Source organism: Pedococcus sp. P2_E5 (genome assembly GCF_056403895.1).
The window spans coordinates 1-12,003 of record NZ_JBFUEP010000046.1 but is presented as its reverse complement, the minus strand read 5'-3'; the positions used below and the strand labels follow the sequence as shown (position 1 = coordinate 12,003).

The window sequence follows — 12,003 nt, the reverse complement described above, 5'->3', positions numbered from 1 at the left end:
GAACTGCTCAGGACCCGATGATGACTGGATACCGCGCTGATGGGGGCCGGGAACGGCGACCAAACGCGAATGTTTTCCAGCCGAGGTCACTACCAGTAGATGGCAACCACCTCGGCCTCGAGGAGGTTCGCAGTAGCGGCCTTCTGGTTCCTCTCGGGTTCTGCCGTGGCAGCCAACGCGTTGAGGAATGTTAGTCGAGCGACCGTCTGGTGCATCTCACGCAGGGTCCGCACCAGCTGACGGTCGATCCGGCTCGGCTCGGTCGTGCCGGTTGTCTCGCTGGGCGATGGGGAAGCCTGCACTATCTGCACGACTTCTTCGAAGGCTCCCCGAACGATCCCGGCGTCTTCTAGTTCCTCGGGTGTGGTTACGGCTTCCGCAGCCCTTGTGGCAGCCTCCAGCAACTCTCCCTCTGAGATGTTCTTGGACGCTAGTCTCGCGAGGTCACGGCCGAACGGCACCAGCCCGTTATCACGGAACACCTCGGAAACCGGCAACGCTACGACCCGGTCGTCAATACTTCGGGCATGGTCGAACAGGTAGGGGAGCTCTCGAATCTGATCGCCAACCTCAGGCAGAAAGCGATCGAATACGTCGGCAAGCTTTACCGGTGACCATGATGTTTGGATCCCGGGCCGGGAGAGCCGTGCGTAGATCGAGTACGCCGAGCCGGCAAAAAGGACGCGGCGGACGTCTTTCCAGTACAGCGGCAACTCCGTCACCCCAGCGAGATGCACCTCGTTCGCTTCGCGGTCAAGCGCGCTGCCGGCCGCGATCATCGACTCGTCGACAAGCCATGAAATGTTGTCGACGGTTACTAGGCGGTGACTTGTTACCCGAGCTTGTATGGGCACCAAGTCGACGAGCAGGCGAGACAGCAGTTCGTGCACCTGCCGGACCTCTCCCACAACGCTCTCGTTCATTCCGAACATCTCGGCGCGCTCCCCAACAAGGTCGATCATGGACGAGACAACTGCCGTGAACTCGTAGCTCCGCTCTGGGCTGAGTTCGACCTGGACTTCGATGACGTCCCCACGAAGAAGATCCTGGGTGCGGGCGGCGCGGTGTTGTCTTTCGAGTTTGGGAAGGTGGTTCGCCAATGCCTTTGCAGTGTGAACTGCTGCTGGCCTGGGACGGTGGGGCTGGTCTTCGACTGAAACCCTCAGGTCCGTGTCGTCGATCCTGAGGCTGCGGAAGGTCCCCTGGACAACGGCACGGCGCACGACCTCCTGCGACGCGGTCTGAGACGACGTCGACCGTGTTGACATGCCTCCTCCAGGCGATGCCGGCGTCGACGGGAGCGAGAGTGAAGTGCCCGCCTCTGACGACCTACCGGCACTCCAAGTGTCCTTGAATGACTCTGGCACCGAGCCGTGCCGAGCAGCTATCAGGCTGAGAACGCTGGTCTCGTCGAGGTAGACAAACTCACGACGCCTTTGTTTCCACTCTTGGGTCCGACGTCGCCGCCGCCAGAGACGCCGAACTGCGAGGAAGGGCGCTACAGAGATGGCGCGAAGGGTCATTTGCGTCCCCCTTGTCGCTGCGAGACGTCTCGGTTGCGAGTGGCGCGCACAAGCCCGGCAGAGACGTCTTCGAGACAGAGTTCATCTCGTTCGTCGACAACCGCCAAAACACCAGCCTCCGTCCAGATCATTGCCAGTTCAGCCGCGCTCCAACCCTCCGTGGCTTCGACTAGGACTCGCCAGTCGGCAAACTCGGCACCGTGCACTCCGCGGGCCGATGCTTTCAGAATCTTCAGCCGGTCTTCAGGGCTGGGGTGGCCGTCGAACTCGAGCTTGAACGTGAGGCGTCCGGGTCGAAGCAGTGCGGTGTCCAGTGCGCCCGGCAGGTTGGTTGAGGCGATCACAAGGACGCCCTGGCTGGCCTCGAACCCATCAAGGGCGGTCAAAAACTGACCCACGAAGCGGCTGGCGTATTCAGGGACATCATCTCCTCGACTGGCCACGATGCTGTCTAGTTCGTCGAAGAAGATGATGGCTGGAGCGTGCTCCTCGGCATGCCGGAACAGAGAACGCAAACGCTGCTCGCTCTCACCCACCCATTTGTTGATGATTTCCGGCCCATCGACCAGGTAAAAGCGAGTGCCCAGTTCCTTGCTCAGGACGCGGGCTAAGTGCGTCTTGCCCGTCCCAGATGGACCACTGAACAGAATGCCTTTGACAGGATTAACGCCAATCCTCTGTAAACGTTGCTGAGGGTCGAGCGCGACGCGGGCAAGCTCCAGCGCACGCTCGACCAGGGCCCGCGATCCACCGAAGTCGGCGAGCGTGACATCACCGGGGTCGATGACAAAGCCTGCGGGGTCTAGTTCCTCATCCGCTCGACCGAACCGGTCGATGGGCTTGCTACTGAGGACGGGTCCCGGTCTTCCGTCCACATCGACAACCACCGTCTGACCTCTAACGAAAGGGCTGATCGCCCGCTGAGCGAACGTCTGGTGGCGGCCGTTTACTTCGAGCACAGCCGTCGTTCCGTCTTCACTGATCAGACTCACAGTTGCAACGTCTCCGCCGCGCGTCAGCCAGTCCTCGTCGGACATCAATACGATTGGGTTGTCACCGTCGACGTCGTTGGGAACGTATAGAATCTGGCCCTCTTCAACGTCATCGACCAGCGAGCGGCGAAACCATCCGGAGGCGCCGTCGCGACGGTCGAACCAGACTTGATCTGCCTCCTCATCAACGCGCCGCACTCGCAGAATCGACCCATAGCTCAGGTCCACATCATTGCCCGTGACGCTCACGCCGAGAAGGCTAGCTGCGGATTCCGACAACCGCCGGGAAGCCGGGCAGTAACGGTCCACGTCGAGGCCTGAGCCTTCGACCTTGGCCAGCCGAGAGTGCCCGTGTCCTTCTTGGCGAGCTGACGCGGCGAAAGACACGGCTTCCGCCGTGTGTTCGCAGACTCGTCAGCGATGACTCCGGCTTCCACTGAACCCTTGATTCCTCCTTCATGCTGCTCCAGTTGACTCTGCAGTTGGCTGCCAACTGGGGCTGCCGATCCTGCCGAAGTCCTGGTGGCGATGCGCTCCACCAAACTGTGTCCGTGTGACGTTGTTCCGCCTGAACGACCCCATCGCATCTCCCGAACCTTTACCTTTGCCCGGCGAATGGACGGCACGGCCACGAACACGGGGTCCTCAGGGAGCCCAGCGGAAGAGCCCCCAAGAGGGCCATCGGCAGATACCGTTGAGCCATGCTTAGCGGGGCCGAGTTGCGGGCGGTGACGTGCAGAGGGTGCGGAATCGAATTCCGAAGCCATAGACGGAGTGTCGTTTACTGCTGCGATATCTGCGGTCTGATGAGTGCTGCCCTGCGGAGCAGCGAACCATATTGCTTCTCGTGCAGTTCCAGGATTCAGGCCCTTCACTCGGACTCCAGGACAGCGCTCACCCCAGAGCAGTACTGGGAGGTGCACAGTCACTTCGAGCCGACGCATCGAGTTTGCCTGCGCGCAGCGCTGGATCGCGAGGTAGGAGAGGCACGGCAGGGCTGTCGATGCAAGGCCTGCCGGCGGGACCGTGGGGAGCTCCTCGACCTGAACCACGCACCGTCACGAACCAGTCGCAACGTCAAGAAGCGTTCTGCGTCCTCGACGTACCTTCGCAACCGGATCCTCATCCTCGAGAGGGACGCCTGGGTCTGCCAGATCTGCCGACTGCCCCTAGATAGGGACGCGTCTGTCGTGGATGACCTCTATCCCCAGGTGGACCACATCCTGCCCGTCTCTCTCGGCGGCAACGACGAGCTGAGCAACCTGAGGGCAGCACATCGATGGTGCAATTGGGTGCTCGGAGACAGCATGGCGGACCGGAGCGTTAGGGCGGCCGCACACGCGCGTTTCGCCACGCGCTTTCCCGCTCATGTCATAGAGAATCTGGATCCCCGCTAGCTTGCTGATGGTCCCGTGGGTGTACCACCTCGCCGACTCTGCCAACATCGGTCAGCGGAACAACAACTTGCTCTCGCTGCCGCGCTTCTAGCTGGAGACCCGCAGGCGGCGGAAAGACGCACCCACCAGCGCTCCCGTGCGGCCGCGTTCGGATCTGTCCGTCTCGCTCGGCGTCCCGGAACGGGCTCGTCTGTTCGGCCGAACATGGAGCTTCGACCCCCCAATCGTTGATGCTGCGTGGAGTTGCGTGCCACTGTCTCATCGAAGTCATCCAGAACGATGAGGGGAAAGTTCTTGGCTGCAAGATTCGTCAAACCATCGATTCGGTCCGCGATCCTGACACTCACTTCTGCGGTCATGTTGTGCGGCGCAACGACGGCATGTGCATCGCCGGGCGATATCCGGAGCGCCACGGATCTCGCGAGTTACATGGAGGATCGAGCAGGTCTCTCCTGTGTCGACAAAGCAGGCACTGACATATCCGGGGCGCAAGTGGTGATCTGCTTCAGCCAACTGCATGCCTCCCAGGTACGCCTTGAGTACTTCGACGACGCGGAGATCGGCGATGCGGCTGAGGAGCTGCTCGCGGGGCGCTGGACCACCCGGCGCGGCGACAGGTGGATCGTTGCAACCGACGGGTCCGTCGAAGGCCAGTCCATTTTGGATCGGACGCCTTGATCAGGCATCTCATCCGACGCGCCGATGAACGCCCGAACCGTCCAGTGGCAAGGCCGGGTGGGTGGTGTGTTTCAGGAGTTGCCTGACCGAGCTTGGCCAAGGCCAGCCTGTTCGATTCGCGGTGTCGCGCGGACAGGCCCACTGATCGGCGGTTGAGGCTGGGGTGAGCACTCGCGACATCGGCCCCGCGCGTCGGGCTAGGAGTCCGGAAAGCGGGAGGCGATCACGCCGGAAACTAGACCTCGCTCGCCCCGTGTTCTGTCGGATGCGGCCTACTTCGCCACGCTTTTCCCTAGGCTCAACCTCATGTTCTGGCTCACGTTGGCATTGGTCATCGTCACGGCCCTCTATGCGTGGTTGACGTGGCGCATCGCCTCTTCCTCAGCTGCGGCCGCGAATGCGTCCAAGGAGGCGGCAGAGCACGCGGCTCGGGCAGCGAATGCGGCCATGGCCAACCTAGAGATCGACTTCGAAGTAGCGCCGCGCTACCGCTTCGTCACCTCGGAGAGGACCCACGAACAGATGCCCGAGCGGCAGATGCTCAACCTAGGTGTCTCCGTGCGCAATAGAGGCGCCAACGTCTGGATTCACGGGGTCGAACTGGAGCAGTACTACCGGGCCACGAAGGGAGGGATTGAACGCCGGTTGGAGGCCGAGGGTCCTGGCGAGGAGCTGCTGTGGGCAACGACGAAGGCTCCTCCGCAGCTCTTGTACCGGGGCGACGATCGACACTTTTGGTCGCCATCGACTTGGGTTCCCCGGCGATACGTCGCAGGTCTCCTTGTGGCAGTCAACTACTCGATCGACGGCACCGAGCTGCGAGTGAGGCGCGTGAGCTGGGCGGGGGAGCTGGACGACGACTTCGAGTTCCTCGGTGAGGAGTCCAAACGCCAGGAGCGCAAGGTCGACCAGTCGTCCCAGTTCAGCACCCTTACCCCGCCGGGGACTCCTCGAAAATGGACCTGATGCGGCGAAGTGATCCGAACCTGACCCAGACTCACCGATGCGTGGTTATCGATGTGATCCGCCGATTAGATGCGCTTATTGGGAGAGCCATGAGGGCCATCGCGACGGTGGGGGCATTGATGGGTACAGCTGCATGCGGGGCGGCGATACCAACCCCGCCTCGATGAGTGCGGACCAGTAATACCGAGCAATGAGTATCGGGAAGTTCGCGGGCATGTCTCACGAGCAGTTAGACAAAGTCGCGCAAGGACTGTGCGTCGACCTGAAGGGCATGAAGCCAGAAGAGCGCGAATTTGCGGTCCTTGTCATTAAGGACAGCACCGACCTGAGTTGGAAGCGTTTCAGGCCGGCACCGCTATGGCATCTCGATGGTGCCCAGAGTTCGTCGACGTGTTCGACCACTGACTCGACGGAGTGCCGCTGCTGCCGAGCGGGCGGGTCTATGAACGGCCTGGAGCCAGTTCGCGGGCCGCTTCGCGGCGGTAAGACGCAGTGAAGCTCTCCAATTCGGTCCAGCATGCCGCGAACTCCCGCTCCCACCAGTCGCGCATGGGTCCGCAGCGAAGTGGCCGCTGCCCAACATGCGCCCAATGGGCGCCCAGTGACTGTCGGTCGCCGAGATTAGTTTGGACACGTCAAAAGACGCTGAACCGAAGGGTAAGCACATGCGCACGATCGCTCCCCCGCAGACCACAGCATGGGCGCCGTGGTTGGACGGCGCGCCTGACTGGCTCATCGACCGCGACAAACGGGCGGGCGGCTGGCTGATTTCCCAGGGCGAGCGGATTGGCGCTCGGATTGTTGTGCAGGGGACTTCGAACGCGCGCGGATACACAGAAGAGGCTGGCGTTGTAGGGCAACTCGCGCGACGGGGAGTCGTTGCCACATATCGCTCCCCCGTGGGCCCGGGCGCTACCTTCGCTCCACAGGCAGATGTTCGTCTACTGGCTACGGCCATGCGGACGGCAGCGGGACGATGCTTGGTCGCGACCGAACTTCCCACCTTTCCGTTGGAGGGTTGGGCTATGGCGACTGGCGCCCTGAACCTGGCCACCATGCAGCCGACTTCCGATAGCCGCACGCCGGAGCAGCGCGAGATGCTTCAGGCATTTGCGCCGCTCCTCTACAACGGGTGGTCGCACCCAGAGGTTGGACGGCGCGCGTCTGCCCACTATCTTCCAAAACTCGCCGCCTCGGGGATGACTTACGCCGTCTTCGTTGGTTCGATGATCGCCCTAGATCCAGCCCACCTAGACAGTGCGCAAAACGTAGAGGCAATGGGCAAGAGCTTGCCGCCGGAGTGGGCTGCGCAGCGAGCCAAGCTGAACCAATTCTGGAGCTGACTCCACCCATTTGGCCTCGCCACCCGCTAGCTGCGCCCGCTTCGGCAGCGCAGGAGGGCAGATGAATGGGCCCCGTCAGGCGGCGGAATGTTGCACTGCCATATCCGCCGGCACCCTCGCCCAACCATTGGTCGTCGCGCGACGCTCGTGCGTGCGTGCGATCGACTGCGAGCGTTACAGCATCGGCGAATGCGCGCATCCAAGATCAATCGGACTGCGCTCGAGAAGAAGCCTCGTCGTCTTCTCGATAGTCGACCCAGACTGTTACGTCCTGAATGCTGCGCAGCTTGTCGCGAACGATCGTGCCCTGCTTCTCCACGCGATATGGGTAGTTGTCGTTGCCAGTTTCCACCAAGTCGTATCCCATCGCTGAAACACGCGTGTACTGAAGGCGCTCGAACTCATCAGGAGACATAGTCATGTCAGCAAGTTACTTGTCGTCACAAGGAAACCGTGCGCTAGCGGGCCACGTGCGCTAGACGAAATCCCCGTCAGCATGCCGCAATCCCTCTAGACGAGCACACGGATCGTCCGGATGCTCCGGCCCTGGGACGCCGCATCGCGGCGGAAGGACGCGGGTCACCGGACTCGCCGTTGGCGCAACCCCGGGACGGACGGCGCCGGCCTTGGGGCCAATAACAGCGCGGCGTTAGGGCGTTTCGACCCCGCCGGCTTCGAGCCGCCGTGTCCTGGTCAATCGTGCGATCCGTTCTTCGGAAGAAACGCGCTCCACCAGATCTACAAGCCCTACGTCGCCCCCGGTGAACCTCGCCAGCTCAGCCTCGAATAGTTCAGCCGCGCGATCGCGCGCCTCCCACCACGTGTCATCGTCCTCGGCCACCTTCTCCGTCTGGTCATCGAGCGGCGATTCAAACCCATAGATGAGGGCTGTAGCGAGCGTGCGAGCGTGGCCACTCATAGCGCCGGTCGAGGCGTTGGCGAAGAAGTCCAGTCCACCCAACCGCACGAGCGCCAAGCCCAGCACGAGAATGCAGGACCGCGATTGAGTGGAAGCCCGGAAGAGCGACGGTTCCCAGTCGCCCCTACAAGGAGTGCTCCGCTCCATGAACATCTCTTCGTCGTATGCCTCTTCGTCTACGGGGCCGTTGGCAATATCCCTTAGGACCTCATTCAGACCACGTATATCCGCGTGCGCGGGTCTAGCGTCACCCGGCTATGCCGGCAACGCAGACTTCAAACCAATAGTGGAGCGGCGACCCCACGCGAGCCTCCACCACCGATACGCCATTGCCCCACCCTCCGCAGATGAGGGCCCCGATACCATGCCTCGCATGCAGCGTGGAAAGTGTAAGAAGGCCGAGCCTAGACAGATAGACGTCAAGCCAGAAATCAATCCCGCTGATCCGCGCGACGCTGGCTCGATCTGCAATCAATGAGGCTCGGGCCGCTAGGGCCCATCCCTCAAATACAGACAACTTTTCAGGACTGAGCCGGACCCAGTCCCGGAGATATGGAAATGACTGCAACTCAATGCACAATTTTGCTGCGCGGGCAGCTTCCACGGGCGTGGCCCCAGCGCGTAGCCGCTCAAGAAGATACTCTTGGACGACTTCCGAGACGGCGCCGAACTGAGTACCAGATCCGGCGAGCATCGTCTCAAGAGGAACGGTCACTTGCGCGTATGCCAGGTCTGGAGACGTCGCATCTTCCGCTCGGTCCTCGGCCGAGGAGAATTCGAACACCCCTACTTCACTATCCTCCAGCAATGGAAATATATCGTGTAACGGGACGAGGTCGACAACGACACCGGCCACCAAGCGGATGGAGTCTCGTCGGACATCCGCTTTGGCCCTTACCGAGGGCAGTACCTCTGCCAGGAATGATGCAAGATTCCACTTGGCTCGACCCGTAAGTCCACGCAACTCAACTGCGAGAACATGCAGGATGTCTTCTCCATTGCCCTTGGATTTCTTGGAAAATAGTTCGACCGCCAATTGACAATGTACGAGCCCGGCCCGTTCGCCCACATATGGAGAGATTTGGCGCCATAGGTCTGTTCCGAAATCAGAAATATATGATGCCTGTTGCGCTGCGAAGTACTCGAGCATCGTCCGGTGCGAAAACCGCAAATGGTGTTCCCCGTCACGCATCCCGGCATCCACCAAGAGCCAGCGCCTTCCGCGCCAAACGGCGATGACTTCCGTTGCGAACCTGTCGGCGGCGGCGCGGCTTGAACCTCGTTCGGAGGCGAAGAACTCGCACAACTTGTCACGGAGCCAGCCCTCAGATACTTCGTCTAAGCCTTCGTAGAAAATGTCATGTGCAATCGCCATCACAGCCCCCTCGGCCGTGTCCGCGTTTTCCATCGGGACGGTCAAGCCTCGCCGCGCGTCCCATCTTGAGAAGAGCATCTCGGCACACACCCGGTAGAGCTCTGCACGGTTCCCGGGGATGGTCCTACCCGACTGATACAACAGGCAAAGCAATCCCAGCATCAGTGGGTTAGTTCTGAGGCTCTCAGTTCTGTCCGTCTCATGCATAAATCCCGTGACCAAGGCGACTTCGTCGGTATCGTCAGATTCAATCCTCGAGGTAGGAAAGAACTTTTCCGCGAAGTCCGAGATCTGTTCCACGTCGAACGGCAAGACGTCAACCTGCGCGAAGCGCGTGTGATTCAACGGCGCCTCTGCGTAGCCGATGCTTCTGGAGGACACGATATGCGAGGCGCCCGGAAAGCGCTCTGCCAACATCTCGATGTCATCTCGCACGCCTGCGCGATCATGGACCTGTAGAACCTCGTCTAGACCGTCATAGAAAACCGTTGCCTTCCCGCTGGCTAGTAGGTAGCGAATTCCAGAGTCATCTATTTGAACCGCGAAGTGTGCAGTAATCCGTTCCGCCAGGTACTCAAGGATGCCAAGGCTCTTCCGGAGGTCCTTGGCCTTGCTGTAGCCAGCAAGCGAGACCACGAGGGGCACTGGGCCGCGAACGTCGGCCAAGAACGCGGCTGCGAGTCGCCTGACCGTGGCTCCGAGGATCGTGGATTTGCCGCCACCCGGCTGACCCAAGACGATCAACCTGGAAGATTGGGCCAAGGCGTTCGAAAGATCGTATTCGCGGGACTCTTCGCCCGGCGCCAGCAGATGGACGCGCGTCTTCGGGTGAACGTAGAGAGAATCGAAGGGAAGGCGACGCTCCTCGTGGAGGCTTGGGACACTGAGGAACTGATACTTCGCTTCGAGCGCGCCTGCGTATTCGCTCAGCAACCCAAGAAGTCTCGTCGGATCGAATTGTGCGAGCGCCGCAGTGGCGTCCGAAGCGTTCGCTGCATCACGCGCCAGAGAACGGTACTCACGCACCGCAACGGCGCTTAGGTGCGAGGCGCTCTCGCGATCAATCGACGCAAGGCGTCGGAACGACGTGTCAGCGGCGCGTCGAAGGCCATCGACCAAAGGATCGGCAAATCGTGGCGCGTCGATCGAGCGCGTAAAGGGAGAGAGGTTGAGGAGCGACTGCGCGTGCCCAATCATCAAAGAAGAAGAACCCAGATCCCGTCTTGCTAGGGTTTCAACCGCGACGAACCGAGCCAATGTCAAACCTTCAGGTCCCTCGAAGAACTTCTCAAGCGCGTCCAGCTCAGCGTCCTCTACATCGAGCGCGAGGAGTCTGCGAAAAATGCCTTGCTTCTGCTCCTCGGAAAGATCCAAGGGCGCTAGCGGGGCAAGGAGGCGCGGGTCCTTGCTACGCATCTTGGCCAGAGCCACGTTGCTTGCCACTCCGCCAAGCCCGTTAGCGGCCACGCTAAGAAGGAATTCCCACACGCGCCCATGCTGCCCTACCGCTGCGGAATGAAGGGGCCAAACCTCCATTTCGATGGCGCGTTCTGTGGGCACGCCTTTGCACCGCGCCACCGAACCATTCCTCGGGGGTGCCGCGAAGCCCGGTCCGAATGCAATCTCGACCACGCGCCGTTCGAGCCTTGTCTCAAGCTCGGCACGAGCCCCGACCGGAGCAACGGCGATCTCAGAGCGGCAGTGGTGCACGGCCGAACGACCGCCGGAACGGCTCGTCCCCAATTAGCCACCTCGGTGCATTGAGCCCATTGTGAAGGGCGCTGGCCGGCTCCGCTGATGGGGACCTCGAGCACGCCCTATCTGGGCGGTAGGCAGCGGCTACGTGGGGGCTGATCTGGACAAATTGGCCCTGCTGACGGTCGGTTCTGGGAATGCAAACTTGGCGTAGGCCCTGAAACGTGAGGTCGCGAATCAAGCGATGACGCTGGCGACCGAGAAGTCGGCAGCGGGCATGGGTGTGCGGAGGCGCCAAGTGATGCCTATTGGCCGTTCGCCGCGGTGTTCGACGTAGTCAGCCTCGCCTAGGAAGAGGTAGGGAGCACCGGGGCCGAACTCTGTCACCTTGGTGGGCCGCGTGAGCAGTAAGACGTGACTGCCGTCCCAACGGTGGTTCAGGTAGCGCTGGCCAGTCTTGGACGCGACGGTGGTGCCCGACTGCGACTCCCAGTGGAACAGCTCGGGACTCAGGGCGTAGTCCTGGTACATCGTCGTTGGGGAGTAGTCGGCTTCAGATTTGTGAAGCGTCACAAGAAACGCGTCGGCGTTGGCGGCGGGCGCGAACAGGACGCCCTCGCGGAAACTGTTCGGCTTGCGACCGTCGATTGAAACGTAGTCGAGCGCGGCGACGAGTTCCTCTCGGGTGTACCGAGCATGAACGCGCAGCGGGCGGAGGCCGAGTTCCCCTCCCGGACGCAGGCTTATGCGCTCGGCGTTGGCGAGGCCGAGCGCAATGACCTCGCGCAGGTCGCCTCGTACCGCGGGTTCCGAACTCAAAGCCGCCAGCCCTGCGGAGTACGACTCGAAGCCGCCACCGTCGGGCCACAGCGAGAAGAACAGCATCCGCCCAAAGCCTTGGAGAGTCACGTCGGCGCTGTCGTACTGCGGAGCGTCGTCTGCCAGCCACCGAAGGTAGGCGGCAGCGCGGTCCGGGTCGTCGACGTGCGCAAATGCTCGAACACGTTTGAGGAGTGCCACTTCCAGGTTGCCACCCTCGGCGACCGAAAGCCCGGCCTCGCGCCGCAGCCGCGCCCATGACCTGTCACCGCGCAGCACGTCGGACAGCTCAACGC

The 12,003-nt window shown here is 61.8% G+C and carries 10 protein-coding genes; 4 read left to right on the top strand and 6 right to left on the bottom strand.

Annotated features, from left to right (window positions below; all coding sequences use genetic code 11):
* Positions 1-89: 89 nt before the first annotated feature.
* Together AC1DVZ_RS15300 and AC1DVZ_RS15295 are read right to left on the bottom strand one after the other, a co-directional pair.
* The gene (locus tag AC1DVZ_RS15300; protein WP_477619065.1) at positions 90-1,523 is read right to left on the bottom strand and encodes a DUF6414 family protein; all 1,434 of its coding nucleotides are present in this window, start codon (positions 1,521-1,523) and stop codon (positions 90-92) included.
* Positions 1,520-2,764 (bottom strand): ATP-binding protein, encoded by a 1,245-nt coding sequence (locus AC1DVZ_RS15295; RefSeq protein ID WP_477619064.1) that lies wholly within the window; start codon positions 2,762-2,764, stop codon positions 1,520-1,522. The genes AC1DVZ_RS15300 and AC1DVZ_RS15295 overlap by 4 nt, the downstream gene beginning before the upstream one ends.
* 452 nt (positions 2,765-3,216) lie before the next feature.
* Here AC1DVZ_RS15295 and AC1DVZ_RS15290 point away from each other — a divergent pair, with 452 nt between their 5' ends.
* The 4 genes from AC1DVZ_RS15290 (at position 3,217) to AC1DVZ_RS15275 (ending at position 6,899) form a co-directional block, all read left to right on the top strand.
* Positions 3,217-3,912 carry an HNH endonuclease gene (locus AC1DVZ_RS15290; RefSeq protein WP_477619063.1) on the top strand — a complete coding sequence of 232 codons (696 nt, stop codon included), beginning with the start codon at positions 3,217-3,219 and terminating at the stop codon, positions 3,910-3,912.
* 294 nt (positions 3,913-4,206) lie between these two features.
* A complete protein-coding gene (locus AC1DVZ_RS15285) occupies positions 4,207-4,590 on the top strand; it encodes a hypothetical protein (protein WP_477619062.1) in 384 nt (127 codons plus the stop codon).
* Between the two features lie 306 nt (positions 4,591-4,896).
* Positions 4,897-5,556 carry a hypothetical protein gene (locus AC1DVZ_RS15280; protein WP_477619061.1) on the top strand — a complete coding sequence of 220 codons (660 nt, stop codon included), beginning with the start codon at positions 4,897-4,899 and terminating at the stop codon, positions 5,554-5,556.
* Between the two features lie 1,025 nt (positions 5,557-6,581).
* The gene (locus AC1DVZ_RS15275) at positions 6,582-6,899 is read left to right on the top strand and encodes a hypothetical protein (RefSeq protein ID WP_477619060.1); all 318 of its coding nucleotides are present in this window, start codon (positions 6,582-6,584) and stop codon (positions 6,897-6,899) included.
* A 205-nt stretch (positions 6,900-7,104) separates the two neighbouring features.
* On the opposite strand, the gene AC1DVZ_RS15270 is transcribed toward AC1DVZ_RS15275, so the two are convergent.
* The 4 genes from AC1DVZ_RS15270 to AC1DVZ_RS15255 all read right to left on the bottom strand — a co-directional run.
* Positions 7,105-7,320 carry a hypothetical protein gene (locus AC1DVZ_RS15270; RefSeq protein WP_477619059.1) on the bottom strand — a complete coding sequence of 72 codons (216 nt, stop codon included), beginning with the start codon at positions 7,318-7,320 and terminating at the stop codon, positions 7,105-7,107.
* Between the two features lie 228 nt (positions 7,321-7,548).
* Complete coding sequence (locus AC1DVZ_RS15265) at positions 7,549-7,971, bottom strand: hypothetical protein (protein WP_477619058.1); 423 nt, start codon at positions 7,969-7,971, stop codon at positions 7,549-7,551.
* Between the two features lie 94 nt (positions 7,972-8,065).
* Positions 8,066-10,624 carry an NACHT domain-containing protein gene (locus AC1DVZ_RS15260; RefSeq protein ID WP_477619057.1) on the bottom strand — a complete coding sequence of 853 codons (2,559 nt, stop codon included), beginning with the start codon at positions 10,622-10,624 and terminating at the stop codon, positions 8,066-8,068.
* A gap of 501 nt (positions 10,625-11,125) precedes the next feature.
* Positions 11,126-12,003 (bottom strand): DUF3427 domain-containing protein (locus AC1DVZ_RS15255; RefSeq protein WP_477619056.1); only part of this gene is annotated, 878 nt, incomplete at its 5' end.

Excerpts from the sequence above, each read along its gene's own strand:
- AC1DVZ_RS15300 (WP_477619065.1), bottom strand. The coding sequence starts at position 1,523 with ATGACCCTTCGCGCCATCTCTGTAGCGCCCTTCCTCGCAGTTCGGCGT.
- AC1DVZ_RS15290 (WP_477619063.1), top strand. The coding sequence starts at position 3,217 with ATGCTTAGCGGGGCCGAGTTGCGGGCGGTGACGTGCAGAGGGTGCGGA.
- AC1DVZ_RS15280 (WP_477619061.1), top strand. The coding sequence starts at position 4,897 with ATGTTCTGGCTCACGTTGGCATTGGTCATCGTCACGGCCCTCTATGCG.
- AC1DVZ_RS15275 (WP_477619060.1), top strand. The coding sequence starts at position 6,582 with ATGGCGACTGGCGCCCTGAACCTGGCCACCATGCAGCCGACTTCCGAT.
- AC1DVZ_RS15270 (WP_477619059.1), bottom strand. The coding sequence starts at position 7,320 with ATGACTATGTCTCCTGATGAGTTCGAGCGCCTTCAGTACACGCGTGTT.
- AC1DVZ_RS15265 (WP_477619058.1), bottom strand. The coding sequence starts at position 7,971 with ATGTTCATGGAGCGGAGCACTCCTTGTAGGGGCGACTGGGAACCGTCG.